Source organism: Micrococcus sp. KRD096 (assembly GCF_017168495.1).
Lineage (GTDB): Bacteria > Actinomycetota > Actinomycetes > Actinomycetales > Micrococcaceae > Micrococcus > Micrococcus luteus.
This window is the reverse complement of record NZ_JABFAY010000002.1, coordinates 49,120-66,153: the sequence shown is the minus strand read 5'-3', so window position 1 is coordinate 66,153 and position 17,034 is coordinate 49,120. Positions and strand designations below refer to the sequence as shown.

The window sequence follows — 17,034 nt, the reverse complement described above, 5'->3', positions numbered from 1 at the left end:
GGGGCGGGCAGTGACGCGGGGGCGTCAGCGCAGGAAGATCCACATGGGCGTCGAGTGTACCGGGCGGCGCGTGTGGGCGACAGGGGCCCCGGCGCCCGGTCCGCTGACGACGCGCACGTATCCTGCGGGCATGACCGCGTCCCCCTCCCCCGCCCCGCCGCGGCCCGGCCGGACGGGCCGGGCGACCGTCGTCGTGATCGGCGCGGGCCAGGCGGGGCTGTCCGCCGCCTACCACCTGCGCCGCCGCGGTTTCGTGGGGCTGGGTCCGAACGACGACGGCGCCGCCGGCGTCCCCGACGACGCCCCCGGCACGTTCGTGGTGCTCGACGCGGAGACCGCCCCGGGCGGCGCGTGGCAGCACCGCTGGGACTCGCTCACGATGGCCACCGTCAACCACATCCACGAGCTGCCCGGCGACCCGGTGCCGCCGGCCGACCCGGCCGCGCACGCCAACACCCTGCTGCCGGCCTACTTCGCCGATTACGAGGCACGGTTCGCCCTGCCGATCCGGCGGCCCGTGCGTGTGAGGCGCGTCGAGCGGATCGGCGAGCCGGGACGTGCGCGCGGGTTCTTCGTCCGCACGGACGGGGCGCCGGGCACGTGGCGGGCGGACTTCGTGGTCAACGCGACCGGCACCTGGACGTCCCCACGGTGGCCCTCGGTGCCCGGGATGCGCTCGTTCCGCGGCCGGCAGCTGCACACCCGTGACTACGTGTCCAAGGACGAGTTCGCCGGGCAGCGGGTGGTGATCGTGGGCATGGGCGTCTCGGCGACGCAGCTGCTGGCCGAGATCTCCACGGTCGCGGACACCCTGTGGGTGACCCGCCGCGAACCGCGGTGGCAGGACTCGGCCGCGCCCGGCGCCCTGGCCGAGTCGGTGCGCGGGGTGGACGAACGGACCCGTGCGGGCCTGCCGCCGGGCTCCGTGGTCGGGGCGACCGGGATGCACCGCTCGTCCTGGGTGCGCGAGGCCGAGACGCGAGGCGTGCTGGTGCGCCACCCCATGTTCATGGCCGTCGAGCCGGACGGGGTGCGGATGCCCGACGGCTCGTTCGAACCGGCGGACGTGATCCTCTGGGCCACCGGCTTCCGGCCGGCGATCCGGCACCTCGCTCCGCTGCGGCTGCGCACGCCCGCCGGCGGCATCCGCGTGGCGGGCGGGCGCGCCCTGGACGAGCCGCGCCTGTTCCTCCTCGGCTACGGGCCCTCCCAGTCCACGGTCGGGGCCAACCGCGCCGGGCGCGACGCCGTGCGCGCGATCCTCGCGGACCTGGCCGGGCCGGCGTCGGGCTGAGGGCCGCGACGACCTGCTGGCTACCATGGTCGCCGTGAGCTCCGCATCCCACTACTTCGACGCCGACCCCTCCGCGCCCGAGCGGCGCCGCACCCTGCGGACCCGCCTGGCCGGCCGCGACGTCGAGGTCCAGACGGCCAACGGGATCTTCTCCCCGGACGGTCTGGACAAGGGCACCGCGGCCCTGTTCTCGGCCGTGCCCGCGCCGCCGGCGAGGGGCCGGTTCCTCGACGTCGGCGCGGGCTGGGGGCCGGTCGCCCTCACGCTGGCGCTGCGGTCGCCCGAGGCGGAGGTGACCGCCGTCGAGGTCAACGACCGCTCCCTGCAGCTGACCCGCGACAACGCCGCAGCGCTGGGCCTCGGCAACGTCGTGGCACTGCGGCCGGAGGACGTCCCCGAGGGCGCGGAGTTCGACCTCATCTGGTCCAACCCGCCCATCCGGATCGGCAAGCCGGCACTGCACGCCCTGCTGGAGCGGTGGCTGCCACGCCTGGCCCCCGGCGGCGAGGCCTGGCTGGTGGTGCAGAAGAACCTCGGCGCGGACTCGCTGCTGCCGTGGATCGACCGGATGCTCGAGGAGCGCGCGCCCGGCCGGTTCACCGCCGAGCGGGCGGACAGCATCAAGGGCTTCCGGATCCTGCGGGTGGCGCGGGCGCGCTGAGGCGCCGTTTCCCGAACGACAGCGGTTCGTGACCCGCCGTTTCCCGAACGAAAGCGGTCAGGCGGTGAGTTCGCCGTCGAAGACCAGCTCGGCCGGCCCCGAGAGGACCACGTGCTCGGCCCCCTCCGGGCCCGGCACGACATCCACGGCCAGCACGCCGCCGGGCACCTCGACGAGCCACGAGTCCGAGCCCTGGTCGCCCGACCATGCGCGCATCGCCACAGCCGCCGCGCACGCGCCCGTCCCGCAGGACTGGGTCTCGCCCACCCCGCGCTCGTGCACGCGCATCCGCACGCGGCCGACGCCCTCGCGCACGAGCGGCTCGTGCGCGGCCACGAACTCGACGTTCGTCCCGTGCGGCGGGGCGGGGTCCACCTCGGGGGCGCGGCCCAGGTCCAGCCCCTGCAGGTCGGCGAAGGAGGCCAGCGGGACCACGGTGTGGGGGTTGCCCATCGAGATGCTCAGCGCCGGACGCGGATCGGTGAGGCCGTGGGCGAGGACCATCGAGTCCGACGCCGCCTCCTCCGCCAGCTCGGGGTCGAGGTAGGACCAGGGGCCCATGTCGATCGCGTAGCCGTGCTCGAGCCGGGTCACGGCCTTCACGCCGGCGCGCGTGCCGATGGTGATCGCCCGGCCGGGGGCCAGGTCCACGAGGCCCTTCTCGACCAGGAAGTGCACGAAGACGCGCACCCCGTTGCCGCACATCTCGGCGATCGAGCCGTCGCCGTTGCGGTAGTCCATGAACCACTCGGCCTCGGGGTGCTCGGCGAGCAGCGCCTCACCCTCCGGCAGGCGTGCCGAGCGCACGGCGCGGATGACGCCGTCGGCGCCGATCCCCCGGTGCCGGTCAGCCAGCCGTGCGACGCGCTGGGCGTCGAGCTGCGTGTTGCCGTCCGGGTCGGCGATCAGCACGAAGTCGTTGCCCGTGCCATGGCCCTTCGTGAACGGCACGCGCGGCGCGCTCGCGTGGAGGGGGTCCTGGGCGGCGGGCGCCGCGGGCTGCTCGGTCATGGGCCCAGTCTAGGTGGCGTCCCCGGCGACGACGGCGAGCGCCTCCGCCACGATGTCCTCGCCCTGCGCGTCGAGCCAGACGACGCGCGGGTCGGCCCGGAACCAGGTCCCCTGACGGCGGGCGAACCGGCGCGTGGCCACGACGGTCTGCTCGGCCGCCTCCGCCTCGGTGAGCTCGCCGTCGAGGACGGCGAGCATCTGGGCGTAGCCGATCGCGCGGGACGCGGTCGGTCCCTGCCGCAGCCCGCCCGGCCCGGGGACGTCAAGGCGGCGGACCTCGTCCAGCAGGCCCTCGGCCAGCATGCGCTCCACCCGAGCCGCGATCCGCTGGTGCAGCTCGGCCCGGTCCAGGCGCAGGCCGAGCTGCACCACGGGGGCGACCTCCGGAGCGTACGTGCGCTCCGGCATGAACGCGGAGAACGGACGGCCCGTCAGCCGGCACACCTCCAGTGCGCGCACGATGCGGCGGGCGTCCTGCAGCCGCTCCGCCGAGACCGGGTCCAGGGCGGCCAGCTCGGCCCTCAGCCCGGCCAGGCCCTCCCGCTGCGCGCGCGCCTCCAGCTCGGCCCGCAGCGTCGGGTCCGTGGGCGGGAACTCGAGCACGTCCAGCGCCGCCCGCACGTACAGCCCGGAGCCGCCCACGAGGATCGGGGTCCGACCCCGCGCGCGGATCTGGTCGAACAGGTCGCGGGCCGCGGACTGGAAGGCCGCCACCGAGGCCTCCTGGCCGACGTCGAGCACGTCCAGCAGATGGTGCGGGACGCCCTCGCGTTCAGCCGGGGTGACCTTCGCCGTGCCCACGTCCATCCCCCGGTAGAACTGCAGGGCGTCCCCGTTGACCACCTCGCCGTCCAGCGCGTGCGCCAGGGCGACGGCGAGGGCGGACTTGCCCGTCGCCGTCGCCCCGACGACGGCGACGACGGGCGGCCGGGCCGCGGCGGCGGGCATCAGGACCGCGGGCGCAGGGTCGGCATGCCGAGGCTCGTGGCACCGGAGCCGCCCGCCGTGCCGGGGGCCGGCGCGCCGCACGATTCGGCCTGGGCGCGGTCCCACGCATCGCCGGCGCGGGAGCGGCGCAGGACGTAGTCCTGTGCGGTCGGGTCGGCGACGGCGAAGAACGGGTGGGCCTCGGTGACCGTCACGGTGACGAAGTCGCCGGGGCGGGGGGTCTCGGCGCCGGCGGGCACGGAGAAGTGCACGAGCCGGTTGTCGGCTGCGCGCCCGGACAGGCGGCCGCGCTCCGCGGCCTTGGAGCCGGAGTCGGCGGTGACGAGCAGCTCCTGGCGGGTGCCGACGAGCGTGGCCATCTCCTCGGCCGAGATCCGGTCCTGCAGGGCCACGAGGCGCTCGAAGCGCTCCTGGACGACGGCCTTGGGCACCTGGTGGTCCATCTCCCCGGCCGGGGTTCCCGGGCGGATGGAGTACTGGAAGGTGAACGCGGAGGAGAAGCGGGAGGCCTCGACCACGCGCATCGTCTCGGCGAAGTCCTCGTCGGTCTCCCCGGGGAAGCCGACGATGATGTCCGTGGTGATGGCGGCGTGCGGGATGCGCTCGCGCACCTTCTCCAGGATCCGCAGGAACTTCGCGGACCGGTAGGAGCGGCGCATGTCCTTGAGCACCTTGTCCGAGCCCGACTGCAGGGGCATGTGCAGCTGCGGCATGACGTTGGGGGTCTCGGCCATCGCGTCGATGACGTCGTCCGTGAACGCGGCCGGGTGGGGGCTGGTGAAGCGGACGCGTTCGAGGCCCTCGATCTCTCCGCACGCGCGCAGCAGCTTGGCGAACGCGCCGCGGTCGCCGAACTCGACGCCGTAGGTGTTCACGTTCTGGCCCAGCAGCGTGACCTCGACGGCGCCGGCGTCGACGAGCGCCTGCACCTCGGCGAGGATCTCCCCGGGGCGGCGGTCCTTCTCCTTGCCGCGCAGCGACGGGACGATGCAGAACGTGCACGTGTTGTTGCAGCCCACGGAGATGGACACCCAGCCGGAGTGGGTGGAGTCGCGCTTGGTGGGCAGGGTGGAGGGGAACACCTCGAGCGACTCGAGGATCTCGATCTCGGCCTCGGCGTTGTGGCGGGAGCGCTCCAGCAGCACAGGCAGGGAGCCGATGTTGTGGGTGCCGAAGACGACGTCCACCCACGGGGCCCTGCGCTGGATGGCGGCCTGGTCCTTCTGGGCGAGGCACCCGCCGACGGCGATCTGCATGCCCGGGTGCGCGTCCTTCACCGCGCGCAGGTTGCCGAGGTTGCCGTACAGGCGGTTGTCCGCGTTCTCGCGGACCGCGCACGTGTTGAAGACCACGAGGTCGGCCTGGGCGTCCTCGGCGACCGGGGCGTAGCCGGTGGACTCGAGCAGGCCGGAGATGCGCTCGGAGTCGTGCACGTTCATCTGGCAGCCGAAGGTGCGGACCTCATAGGTCAGGCCCTCGTGCGGGCGCGCGGCGGCGCCGTCCTGCGCGAGCGGGGTGGTGCGGGGGGTGGGGTCCGTCAGAGTCACCGCACCATTCTAGGAACTCCGGGCGCGGCCCGGATCCGCTCACTCCTCGTGCTCGGCGAGGACCTCCTTCACGACGGCGAACGCGAGGCCGCCGCCGTAGCCCTTGCGTCCCAGCATGCCGACGAGGCGGCGGGTCACCTTGTCCCGCTCAGCCCGGGCCTCCGGCGAGGCACCGCCGGGGACGGTGCGGCCCCGCAGCCGTCGGCGCACGAGGTCGAGGGCGGCGGCCCGTTCGTCCTCGCCGTCGATGGCCTCCAGCGCCTCGGCGGCGATCTCCCGGTCCACGCCCTTCTGCTGGAGCTCGTGCCCGAGGGCACGGCGCGCCAGGCCCTTGCTTCGATGACGGCTGCGGACCCAGACCTCGGCGAAGGCGGCGTCATCCACGAGGCGCACCTCCTCGAAGCGGTCGAGGACGCGCTCGATCAGCTCGGGCTCGGCCTGGCGCTCGGCGAGCTTGCGTTCGAGCTGGCCGCGGGAGCGCGGGCCCAGGGCGAGCTGGCGCAGGACGACCTCGCGCGCGGCCTCCTCACGCTCACGCGGTGCGGTCGGCAGGGGCTGTGGTCTGGGGGGCGGGCTCAGCCGGCGCGCGGCCGTCCTCGCGGGGCCGAGTGCGCCCCGACCGCTTGGCGGGCGCCCGCCTCCGTCCTCGGCGCTCGGTGTCCGCCCGGGTGTCCTCGCGCCCGGACCAGGGCAGCGATCGGGGCCCGGCGCCGGGCGCGGGACTGGGCAGGTCGCTCGCGCGAGTCAGCAGGGCCCCGAGATCCGGTGCCGCGCCGGGGGCGGGGTCCGGGACGTCCTCCGCAGGGGCTCCGGCGTCGCGCGCGGGCGCGGCGTCCCGCGCGGCATCCGAGGCGTCCGCGTCGGACGACGTCGGCTCCGGAGCGCCGGCCAGATCGAGCCACATCCGGCCCACGTCCGAGTCCCGAGCGTCGTCGAACGCGGACGCACCGGAGGCGGAGCCGCTCCGGCCGGTCGTCTCCGACCGGTGGGCGGCCCCGCCTCCGACGTTCCTGCGCGATCGGGTCATCCGGCCGCGGTGTCCCCCGGAACCGCGGTCAGGGCCGGGGCCTCGTCGTCCTCGGCCTCCGGGGCCACGCCGATGCCGAGCTTCGTGAGGATGCGCTCCTCGATCTCGTTGGCGAGGTCCGGGTTGTCCTTGAGGAAGCGACGGGCGTTCTCCTTGCCCTGCCCGAGCTGGTCCCCGTCATAGGTGAACCACGCGCCGGACTTCTTGACGATGCCCTCCTCGACACCCATGTCGATCAGGCCGCCCTCGCGGGAGATGCCGACCCCGTAGAGGATGTCGAACTCGGCCTGCTTGAAGGGCGGGGCCATCTTGTTCTTGACGATCTTCACGCGGGTGCGGTTGCCGACGGGGTTGCCGGCCTCCTTGAGGGTCTCGATGCGGCGGACGTCGATGCGCACGGACGCATAGAACTTGAGCGCCTTGCCGCCCGTGGTGGTCTCCGGGGAGCCGAAGAACACGCCGATCTTCTCGCGCAGCTGGTTGATGAAGATGGCCGTGGTCTTGGTCTGGTGCAGGCGGCCGGTCACCTTGCGCAGCGCCTGGGACATGAGGCGGGCCTGCAGGCCGACGTGGGAGTCGCCCATCTCGCCCTCGATCTCGGCGCGCGGGGTCAGCGCGGCCACGGAGTCGATGACGACGATGTCCAGGGTGCCCGAGGAGACGAGCATGTCCATGATCTCCAGGGCCTGCTCGCCGGTGTCCGGCTGGCTGACCAGCAGGGCGTCCGTGTCCACCCCGAGCTGGCGGGCGTAGACCGGGTCCAGGGCGTGCTCCGCGTCGATGAAGGCCGCGATGCCGCCGTTGCGCTGCGCGTTGGCCACCGCGTGCAGGGCCAGGGTGGTCTTGCCCGAGGACTCCGGGCCGTAGATCTCCACCACGCGGCCGCGCGGCAGGCCGCCGATGCCCAGGGCCACGTCCATGGCCACCGAGCCCGTGGGGATGACCTCGACGGGTGCCTGGGTCTGGTCCCCCAGCCGCATGACGGAACCCTTGCCGAACTGCTTGTCGATCTGGGCGAGAGCGGCCTCGAGGGCCTTCTCGCGATCCGTCACCTTGCTCATCCTTCACCCCTAGCTCTGGTGGTGCTGCCGCGGACGCTGGAGCGCCCGCCTCGGTCATGTCCGTCAATCTACGGGGGGCGGCGGACACGATAAGCGTGGCCCGCCCCGCCTGTGCACGAGATCACCCCGTCGCACTGCTGTGCAGGACTCTACGGCATTCTTCGAACACGTGTTCGAAAGGGGCAGTGCCCCGCCAGCGCGTCGCGGCGTCAGCGTTTCGGCGGCACGTCCCGACCGAGACGCCGCTCCTGCGGGATCTCATGCAGGTCGCAGACCGCCAGCCAGACCCGCCGCGGGTCCACGCCGGCGGCGAGCGCCGCCGTCGCGGTGGTGTCCAGGCCGGGCAGGTGCAGGGAGTCGGCCACGAGGCCGGCCCGGGCGGGGCCGAACTCCTCGTCCATCAGCCGGCGGAACTCGCTCTCGCGCACGGGCGGTCCTCTCTGTGATCGGTCGCGGGGTCAGGGACGGGGACGCAGACGGCGCGGGCGCCCCGAGACGGGGCGCCCGCGCCGTGGGTGTGGCGGGGTCAGCGGCCGGCCAGCGAGCCCAGGCTGGGGTCCGTGAGGTCGTCCGGCAGGGTGTCCGGGACGACCATGCCCTCCTGCTCCACGAGCCGGTCCGAGACCTCCCGCAGCAGGTAGGACAGCGGGATGTCCAGCGCCTGGCAGATCGAGGCCAGCAGCTCGGAGGAGGCCTCCTTCTGGCCGCGCTCCACCTCCGACAGGTAGCCGAGCGAGACACGGGCGTCGTGCGAGACCTCGCGCAGGGTGCGGCCCTGGAGCTGCCGGACGTCGCGCAGGACGTCGCCGATCTCGTGGCGGAGGAGGGGCATGCTGCGCTCCTTGATGTCGGGGGCGGCCGCGCGGGGACGGGGCTGGTCATCGACCCAGCGCGTGATTCCGTGGGAATGGACGGGATGTCGCATCATGTCTATCGCCTGCTCCTGGACTTTTCCTGAAGGGCGCCGGGCCGCGGGCCTGATCCCGCCGGGGCACTCTTCTTGACTCGTTACATTCAACGTCGGGCGGGGTCGCGTTCATTCCCGAGACATGGTCTCCTCCGCCGTCGGGCCCTCGGCGGCCCCGTCGCCCTCGTGCCGCTCCGAGCGCCGATGTCGTTCCCGCAGGGAGTACGTGGCGTTCCGGATGCGGTCGGAGTCGTCCAGGCTCGAGCCGACGGCCCCGGCCATCGTGCCCATCGACGCCGCGAGCCACACGAGCCGCACGTAGTCGCCCACGCCACCGGGCTGGTCGAGCTCCTCCTCCAGGTACTCCACGGGGATGATCATGAGCGCGACCAGCAGCAGCGTGACGAAGAGCAGGACGTAGACCACGGTGCAGGCCAGACCGACGGTGAGCACGGTGGAGAGGTTGTCCAGCCGCGAGCTGTGCCGGTGGGTCGCACCGTGCGTCCACAGGCCGTTCGTGGTGACCAGCCACGCCACCAGCAGCACCACGGACAGCACGCTGACCGCCGCGAGCCGCACCGGGGACATCACGCTGGAGAGCACCCAGATGGAGCCGAAGAACACGCCGTAGGCACCGGCCGCGCTGGCCGAGGCGATCGTGAACGTCATGTCCCGCGGCATGAGCAGCGGCCGGTTGGCCATCACCATCCCGGCCAGCAGACGCAGCGTGCCCGCCCAGCCCTTCACGTACACCGTGGACGTGCGCCGGGACCCGCCGCCCATCCGGGTGGTCGTGGTCACGTCCGCGTCGACGTCGACCAGCGGGGCGATGCCCCGCAGCGCGTCAGTGTCGGGCTCGGGGGGCTCGTCCGCCGGGGACGGGCCGCCGTCCTCCTCCACCTCGCCGGACTCGTCGGAGGACTGCACGTCCAGCTCCCCGTCCGGCGGGTTCACGTCCGGGGCGGTGTCGATGTGCTCGACGATCCGCAGCACCGTCTCCCGCAGCCGGCGGGCCGGGGTGATGACCCCCAGCGCCGGCACGCACACGACGCCGACCCGCAGCTGCGGCACGACGTCCGCCACCACGCCGCGCCGGTCGTCGAACCGGGGCAGGTCGACGACGGCGACCACCGTGTCCCATCCCCGCCCGTCCGCGAGTGAGCGGACCGGCTCCTCCAGGACCATGCCCCCGGTCGCACCGACCGGCAGCGACTCCTGCCGGGTCTCGACCCGCCAGCCGCCGGGCTGCGGCAGGCGGTCGTCGAGCCGGTCCTCGACATCCCCGGCGATGCGGCGCACGAGGGCCCACGGGGTGCCCGGGTCGGCCACGAGGCCGATGACGCGGCAACCCGGGGCGTCGTCGCCGTCCTGCGGCGCATGCTCGGGCGGGGTGGGAGGCGATGCGGTCTCCATCGCGCCGAACCTACGCGGCGGGGCGGGCCGGCACCAGGGACGGGGCGCCGAGGCGGGTCGGTCGGCGCCCCCGTGCCGCCTCAGTGGCCGCGGCCGGCGAGCAGGCGCGTCAGGGACTGCAGCGCCGCGGCGACGGTGGCCTCCCGGATCGCGGCCCGGTCGCCGTCGAGCCGGAGGAGGATCGCGGTGGCTGCGCCGTCGCGCTCGCCGCCGAGCACGTCCAGCGCGCTCGCGTCCGCGTCGGGCACGGCCAGGCCGAGCCACACGGTGCCCACCGGCTGGCCCTGGTGCGACTCGGGCCCGGCGACGCCCGTGGTGGCCACGCCGACGTCGGCGCCCAGGGCCGCCCGGGCGCCGAGGGCCATCCGTCGGGCCACGTCCGCGTCCACCGCCCCGACCCGCGCGAGCAGGTCCTCCGGCACACCCAGCAGGCCGGTCTTCACGGCGTTCTGGTAGGCCACCACGCCCCCGTGCAGCACGGCCGACGCCCCGGGGACGTCGGCCAGGCGCGCGGCCACCAGACCGGCGGTGAGGGACTCCCCCGTCGCCACCGTGAGGCCCGCGTCCGCGAGCGCGTGCACCACGTCCTGGGCGCCTGCCATGGTCATCGCCTCAGGCCCCCCGCTGGGCGGCGAGGGCGTCCCGCCGCAGGACCCACGCGTCCTTGACGTACTCCAGGCCGGTCAGCACCGTCAGCACGGTGGCGGCCCCGATGACCACCCAGCCGGCCCACGGCCACCAGCCGCCCACGACCGGGGCCAAGGGCAGGAGCAGCAGGCCGATGCCCACGGTCTGCAGCACGGTCTTGAGCTTGCCGCCGCGGCCGGCCGGCATCACGCCGTAGCGGATCACCACGAAGCGCATCAGGGTGATGCCCCATTCGCGCACCAGGATCACGATGGTCACCCACCACCACAGCTCCCCCAGCAGGGAGAACAGCACGAGGGCCGTGCCCGTGAGCAGCTTGTCCGCGATGGGGTCCGCGATCTTGCCGAAGTCGGTGATCAACCCGCGGGCGCGGGCGATGTCCCCGTCGAGCTTGTCGGTGTACATGGCCGCCGCGAACAGCGCCAGCGCGAGCCACCGGGCGACGAGCGAGTCGCCGCCCCACGGCCCGCCGACCCACAGCGCCCAGGCGAAGAAGGGCACCATCAGGATGCGCACCGAGGTCAGGATGTTCGGCAGGTTCCAGGCGGACACGCGCTGCGCCCCGCCAGCCGCGCTCATCTGCCCGTCAGCTGCCACGCGTCCTCCGATCCCTCGTCGTCGTCCTCGTCGTTCCAGTCCACGGCGGCCGGGCGCGAGTCCAGGTCCTCCTGCACCAGGTCGCGCGGAGCGGCCGACGCCGAGGCGTCGCCGTCGCCGGTTCCGGCCGAGGCGTCGCCGTCGCCGGAGGTGGCCGAGGGCGGGGTGTCTCCGGAGATGGTGGCGAGCACGTCCGCGAGGTCGTCGGGCTTGACCAGCACGTCGCGGGCCTTGGAGCCCTCGGAGGGGCCCACGACGCCGCGGGACTCCATGAGGTCCATGAGGCGGCCGGCCTTCGCGAAGCCCACCCGCAGCTTGCGCTGCAGCATGGACGTGGAGCCGAACTGCGTGGTGACCACGAGTTCGACGGCCTGCAGGAGCAGGTCCAGGTCGTCGCCGATGTCCTCGTCGATGACCTTCTCGGTCTTCTCGGGGATCACGTCCGCGCGGTACTGGACCTGCATCTGCGACTTCACGTGCTCCACGACGGCGTGGATCTCGGACTCGTTGACCCACGCCCCCTGCACGCGCATGGGCTTGGACTTGCCCATCGGCAGGAACAGGGCGTCGCCCTGGCCGAGCAGCTTCTCCGCGCCGGGCTGGTCCAGGACCACGCGGGAGTCCGTGACCGACGACGTCGCGAACGCCATGCGGGAGGGCACGTTGGCCTTGATCAGGCCCGTGACCACGTCCACGGACGGCCGCTGCGTGGCGAGAACAAGGTGGATGCCGGCCGCACGGGCCAGCTGGGTGATGCGCACGATCGCGTCCTCGACGTCGCGCGGGGCGACCATCATCAGGTCCGCGAGCTCATCCACGATGACCAACAGGTACGGGTATGGGCGCAGCACGCGCTTGGAGTCCGGCGGCAGCTTCACCTGGCCGGCCCGGACGGCCTTGTTGAAGTCGTCCACGTGCTTGTAGCCGAACGCCGCGAGGTCGTCGTAGCGGGTGTCCATCTCCTTGACGACCCACTGCAGCGCCTCGGCCGCCTTCTTCGGGCTCGTGATGATCGGGGTGACCAGGTGGGGCACTCCCTCGTACGCGGTGAGCTCGACGCGCTTGGGGTCCACCATCACCATGCGCACCTCGTCCGGGGTGGAGCGCATGAGGATCGAGGTGATCATCGAGTTCACGAACGAGGACTTGCCGGCGCCGGTGGCGCCCGCCACGAGCATGTGGGGCATCTTCGCCAGGTTGGCCACCACGTAGCCGCCCTCCACGTCCTTGCCGACGCCCATCACCATCGGGTGGTCGGTGCGCTGGGCGGCCTGCGAGCGCAGGACGTCGCCGAGGGCCACGACCTCCTTGTCCGTGTTGGGGATCTCGATGCCGATCGCGCGCTTGCCCGGGATGGGGCTGAGGATCCGGACGTCCGAGGAGGCCACCGCGTACGCGATGTTCTTCTCCAGCGCCGTCACCTTCTCCACCTTGGTGCCGGGGGCGACCTCGACCTCGTAGCGCGTCACCGTCGGCCCGCGGGAGAACCCGGTGACCTGGGCGTCCACCTTGAACTCGGTGAACGTGGTGGTCAGGGCGGCGACGACCCGGTCGTTGGCCTCGGAGCGCTCCTTCGGCTGGGGGCCGGCAGGGAGCAGGGCCGACTGCGGCAGCGTGTAGGATACGTCCCCGCCCAGCGGGGACTGGGTGCCGCGGGCCGGCTCGGCGGTCACCGGCGGCACCGGCGCGGGGGTGCTGGCGGGCACGGCGGAGGACGACGCGGCGGTCCCGGAGCCCTGACCTGGGGCGTCGTCCAGGGCGAACGGGGTGTCCTCCCCCGCGTCCTCCTCCAGGGATGCGGCGGCCGGGGCGGCGGCCTCACGCTGGGCGCGGGCGTGTTCGCGCACCTGCTCGAGGGCACGGTCCGCGGCCGTGGGCCGGCGCACTCCGGCGGGTGGCTGCGGCTCGGCGTCCGCGTCCTCGGGCGCGTCGTCCTCGTCCACCCACGGGTCGAAGTCGTCCGAGGCGTCCTGGTCCGCGTCCCGCGGGTCACGCGCGTCTGCGGCGGGCTGCTCGGCGTCGAACACGCCCTGCTCCCCGCGAGCGGCCCGCCGCGGGGCGGGTCGGGGCAGGACCCGGGTGGTCTCGGCCTCGGGGGCGGCGTGGGAGCCGGCCTCGGCCTCGTGGATCACCGGGGAGTCGTAGGCGGTGCTGGCGGTGCGCTCCGGGGCGGCGTCGGCGGCCTGATCCTCGCGTGCCCGGCGCCCGCCGAACAGGCGCGCGAACAGGCCGGGGCGGGAGGCCCCGGCGGCGTGGGAGCCGGCGGCCGGTCCGTCCAGGTAGGACTGGTCGTGGCCCGGGTGGGTGCGCCCGGTCTCCGCGTCCACGGAGAGCGGGGTGGCGAGGTCCTCGGCCTCGCGGCGCACCTCACGGGCCCGGCGCCGCTCGTCGCGGCGGGCGGCCCGCTGCTCGGAGGCGCCCTCGGGGTCCTGGCCCGTGAGCCAGTCGTAGCCTCCCGCGATCCGCTGCGGGATCGCACCGACGGGCGTCGCGGTGAGCACGAGCACCGAGAAGAAGGCCAGCAGGATCATGAGGGCCCAGACGGGCACGGGTGTCAGCAGGGAGGCCAGCGGCGCCGTCGCCAGGTAGCCGACCATGCCCCCGGCGCCGAGCATGTCCTCGAAGGCCTCGGCGGCCGAGGGCACACCGCCCACGAGGTGGGCGATGCCGGAGCCGGCGACGGTCGCCGTGAGCAGGCCGATGATGATGCGCCCGTTGGCGCGATGGTCCGTGGCGTGGCGGAAGCAGCGCACGGCCACGACGAGCAGGGCGATCGGCACCAGGAGGGCGAACCACCCGACGGTGCCGCCCACCACCCCGTGCACCACGCGGCCGACGGCGGTGCCGCGCAGGCCCCACCACTCCACGGCCGCGATCAGCGCGGCGAGCAGCAGCAGGAGCAGGCCGGTGCCGTCACGGCGTTCCTCGCGGTCGATGCGCACGTCCGGGCCGAGCTTGCGGAAGCCGGCGCCGACCGGCGTGGCCAGCCCCATCCACAGGGTGTGCAGGGCGCGCAGGGGCGCGGCGGGCCGGTCGGCCTCGGGGACGGTCGCGGTCGACCCCTTCCGTCCGGAGCCTCGGCGTCCGGCGGAGCCGGAGCGGGACGTGGCGGAGGAGGAGGACGAACGCGTGGGGGAAGTACGGGTCGCCATGCCCACCAAACTACCGCGAACCGCGGACACGGCAGGCATGGCGACCCGGAGGGGTCAGGCCTCCAGGACCACCGGGATGATCATCGGGCGGCGGCGCAGCTTGCGGTTGACCCACGTGCCGACGGTCCGGCGGACCACCTGCTGGAGCTGGTGGGCGGTGTGGTCCTTGCTGGACTGCACGGCCTCCTCGAGCGCCCGGACGATCTTCGGCTTGATCTCCTCGAACACCTTCTCGTCCTCGGCGATGCCGCGGGCGTGGACGTCCGGGCCGGACACGATCGCGCCGGTCTGCCGGTTGACCACGGTGATGATCGAGAGGAAGCCCTCCTCGCCCAGGACACGGCGGTCCTTGAGGTCGGAGTCGGAGATCTCGCCCACGGAGGAGCCGTCCACGTACACGTAGCCGCACTCCACCTCGCCGACGACCTTCACGAGGCCGTCGGTCATGTCCACCACCGTGCCGTTGCCGGCCAGGATGACGTTCTCGGCCGGCACGCCGGTCTTCTCCGCGATCCGGCCGTTGGCGATCAGGTGGCGGGTCTCGCCGTGCACCGGCATCACGAACTCGGGCTCGACGATGTTGTAGCAGTACAGCAGCTCGCCCTCGGAGGCGTGGCCGGAGACGTGCACCTTGGCCATGCCCTTGTGCACCACGGTCGCGCCGAGCTTCATGAGCCCGTTGATCACGCGGAACACGGAGTTCTCGTTGCCCGGGATCAGCGAGGAGGCCAGCACGACGAGGTCGCCCTCCTCCAGCTGCACCTGGTGGTCGCCGTTGGCCATCCGGGACAGGGCCGCCATCGGCTCGCCCTGGGAGCCGGTGACCATCAGCACGATCTCGTCGTCGCGGTACTTGTCCACCTTGCGGATGTCCACGAGGATCCCGTTCGGCACGTTGAGGTAGCCGAGCTTCGCCGCGATGGTCATGTTGCGGATCATGGAGCGCCCGCCGAAGGCCACCTTGCGACCGTGCTTGTGGGCGGCGTCGAGGACCTGCTGCACGCGGTGCACGTGGGAGGAGAACGAGGCCACCACGATGCGGCGCTTCGCCGTGGCGAAGTAGCGCTCGAGGGTGGGGCCGATCTCCGCCTCCGTGGTGGTGAACCCCGGGACCTCGGCGTTCGTGGAGTCGGTCATGAACAGGTCCACGCCCTCCTCGCCGAGACGGGCGAAGGCGCGCAGGTCCGTGATGCGGCCGTCGAGCGGCAGCTGGTCCATCTTGAAGTCGCCGGTGTGCAGGATGGTGCCGGCGTCCGTGTGGATGGCGACGGCGAGCGCGTCCGGGATCGAGTGGTTCACGGCCACGAACTCGCACTCGAACGGGCCGAACTCGACGATGTCGTCTTCCTTGACCACGCGGGTGCGCGGCTTGATCCGGTGCTCCTCGAGCTTGGCCTCGATCAGGGCGAGCGTCAGCTTGGAGCCGATCACGGGGATGTCGTCACGCAGGCGCAGCAGGTACGGCACGGCGCCGATGTGGTCCTCGTGGCCGTGGGTCAGGACGATGCCGACGACGTCGTCCACGCGGTCCCGGATGTAGTCGAAGTCCGGCAGGATGAGGTCGACGCCGGGCTGGTGCTCCTCGGGGAAGAGGACGCCGCAGTCGACGATGAGGATCTTGCCGTCGATCTCGAAGGTGACCATGTTGCGGCCGACCTCCTCGAGGCCGCCCAGCTGGACGATGCGGCAGGTGCCCCGCTTGAGCTTGGGCGGGGTGGACAGGCGGGTGCCTGCGGTCATGGAACGGGTCCCTTCTAGAAGGTGATGCCGGCCTCCGCGAGGTCGGCTCGGATGACGGAGAGCTCGTCCGGCGTGGCCTGGACGAGGGGCAGCCGCACGGCTGCGGACGGGATGACGCCCTGGGCGGCGAGGACGGCCTTCGCGGCCACCGCGCCCTGGACATGGGTCATGATGCCGCGCTGGACGGGGTCCAGCGCGAAGTGGTGATCACGGGCACCGGCCAGGTCGCCGGCGTGGACGGCGTCCACGAGCTGGCGGTACAGCTCGGGGGCCGCGTGCGCGGCCACCGAGACGACCCCCACGGCGCCGAGCGCCATGAGCGGCAGGGTCGCGCCGTCGTCGCCGGAGTAGAGGTCGAGGTCCGTGTGCGCCAGGACGGTGGTGGTGGACTGCAGGTCCCCCTTCGCGTCCTTGAGCGCACGGATGTTGGGATGCTGCGCGAGCGCGATGACCGTCTCGGGCTCGATCGGCATCACGGAGCGGCCCGGGATGTCGTAGAGCATGATCGGCAGGTCCACCCCGTCGGCCACGGTCTCGAAGTGCGCGCGGATGCCGGCCTGGTTGGGCTTGTTGTAGTACGGGGTGACGAGCAGCAGCCCGTCCACGCCCGTCTCGGCCGCGCGGCGCGACAGCTCGAGGGTGTGCGCCGTGTCGTTGGTGCCGGTGCCGGCCACGACCCTGGCGCGGTCCCCCACGGCCTCGACGACGGTGCGGAACATCGCCACGTTCTCGTCGTCCGTGAGCGTGGAGGTCTCGCCGGTGGTGCCGGTGACCACGAGGCCGTCGGCCCCGCGGTCCACCAGGTGCTCGGCCAGCGCGGCGGCCGCCTCGAGGTCCACGGCGCCCTCGTCCGTCATGGGGGTGACCATGGCGGGCACGACCGTGCCGAAGAGCAGCTCGGAGGGGATGACGGCGGAACGGACGGCACTCATGGGCCCCACCCTACCTGCGAGACTGGGGGCCCGCGCCGTCCGTGGCCCCTCCGCGACGCGCGGCGACCCGAGAGGAGCCCGCCCTGCGTCCCGCAC

15 protein-coding genes are annotated in these 17,034 nt (G+C 73.5%); 2 read left to right on the top strand and 13 right to left on the bottom strand.

The genetic code is table 11. The annotated features are described in order from the left end of the window. The first annotated feature begins 130 nt into the window (after positions 1–130). Positions 131–1,294, top strand: coding sequence for an NAD(P)-binding domain-containing protein (locus tag J1M41_RS00545; RefSeq protein ID WP_206450934.1), 1,164 nt, complete (start codon positions 131–133; stop codon positions 1,292–1,294). A 25-nt stretch (positions 1,295–1,319) separates the two neighbouring features. Next, a complete protein-coding gene (locus J1M41_RS00540) occupies positions 1,320–1,955 on the top strand; it encodes a class I SAM-dependent methyltransferase (protein ID WP_206450933.1) in 636 nt (211 codons plus the stop codon). A 57-nt stretch (positions 1,956–2,012) separates the two neighbouring features. Here the strand turns inward: J1M41_RS00540 and dapF are convergent, their stop codons facing one another. From dapF to dapA, 13 genes are all read right to left on the bottom strand, one after another. After that, complete coding sequence (gene dapF / locus J1M41_RS00535; RefSeq protein ID WP_158184570.1) at positions 2,013–2,966, bottom strand: diaminopimelate epimerase; 954 nt, start codon at positions 2,964–2,966, stop codon at positions 2,013–2,015. Positions 2,967–2,975: 9 nt separating this feature from the next. Continuing rightward, entirely contained in the window at positions 2,976–3,914 is a 939-nt protein-coding gene (gene miaA / locus J1M41_RS00530; RefSeq protein ID WP_206450932.1) for a tRNA (adenosine(37)-N6)-dimethylallyltransferase MiaA, read from the bottom strand. Further along, entirely contained in the window at positions 3,914–5,461 is a 1,548-nt protein-coding gene (gene miaB, locus J1M41_RS00525) for a tRNA (N6-isopentenyl adenosine(37)-C2)-methylthiotransferase MiaB (protein WP_206450931.1), read from the bottom strand. The genes miaA and miaB overlap by 1 nt, the downstream gene beginning before the upstream one ends. Before the next feature lie 39 nt (positions 5,462–5,500). After that, positions 5,501–5,854: a regulatory protein RecX gene (locus J1M41_RS11955; protein ID WP_233569940.1), complete on the bottom strand. Its 354-nt coding sequence runs from the start codon at positions 5,852–5,854 to the stop codon at positions 5,501–5,503. A 630-nt stretch (positions 5,855–6,484) separates the two neighbouring features. Further along, positions 6,485–7,549, bottom strand: a complete 1,065-nt coding sequence (gene recA, locus J1M41_RS00515; protein WP_041104259.1) for a recombinase RecA — start codon at positions 7,547–7,549, stop codon at positions 6,485–6,487. 209 nt (positions 7,550–7,758) lie between these two features. Then, positions 7,759–7,977: a DUF3046 domain-containing protein gene (locus J1M41_RS00510; RefSeq protein ID WP_002856506.1), complete on the bottom strand. Its 219-nt coding sequence runs from the start codon at positions 7,975–7,977 to the stop codon at positions 7,759–7,761. A gap of 98 nt (positions 7,978–8,075) precedes the next feature. After that, positions 8,076–8,477: a helix-turn-helix domain-containing protein gene (locus J1M41_RS00505; RefSeq protein WP_036315027.1), complete on the bottom strand. Its 402-nt coding sequence runs from the start codon at positions 8,475–8,477 to the stop codon at positions 8,076–8,078. Between the two features lie 108 nt (positions 8,478–8,585). Beyond that, positions 8,586–9,869: a hypothetical protein gene (locus tag J1M41_RS00500; protein WP_206450930.1), complete on the bottom strand. Its 1,284-nt coding sequence runs from the start codon at positions 9,867–9,869 to the stop codon at positions 8,586–8,588. A gap of 80 nt (positions 9,870–9,949) precedes the next feature. Beyond that, a complete protein-coding gene (locus J1M41_RS00495; protein ID WP_206450929.1) occupies positions 9,950–10,471 on the bottom strand; it encodes a CinA family protein in 522 nt (173 codons plus the stop codon). 10 nt (positions 10,472–10,481) lie between these two features. Further along, positions 10,482–11,096, bottom strand: coding sequence for a CDP-alcohol phosphatidyltransferase family protein (locus tag J1M41_RS00490; protein WP_044658592.1), 615 nt, complete (start codon positions 11,094–11,096; stop codon positions 10,482–10,484). Next, on the bottom strand, positions 11,093–14,266 hold the full coding sequence (locus J1M41_RS00485; RefSeq protein ID WP_206450928.1) for a DNA translocase FtsK: 3,174 nt from the start codon (positions 14,264–14,266) through the stop codon (positions 11,093–11,095). The genes J1M41_RS00490 and J1M41_RS00485 overlap by 4 nt, the downstream gene beginning before the upstream one ends. A gap of 54 nt (positions 14,267–14,320) precedes the next feature. Continuing rightward, positions 14,321–16,006, bottom strand: a complete 1,686-nt coding sequence (locus tag J1M41_RS00480; protein ID WP_036337644.1) for a ribonuclease J — start codon at positions 16,004–16,006, stop codon at positions 14,321–14,323. Positions 16,007–16,020: 14 nt separating this feature from the next. Further along, positions 16,021–16,938 carry a 4-hydroxy-tetrahydrodipicolinate synthase gene (gene dapA, locus J1M41_RS00475; protein ID WP_036315014.1) on the bottom strand — a complete coding sequence of 306 codons (918 nt, stop codon included), beginning with the start codon at positions 16,936–16,938 and terminating at the stop codon, positions 16,021–16,023. Between the last annotated feature and the right edge of the window lie 96 nt (positions 16,939–17,034).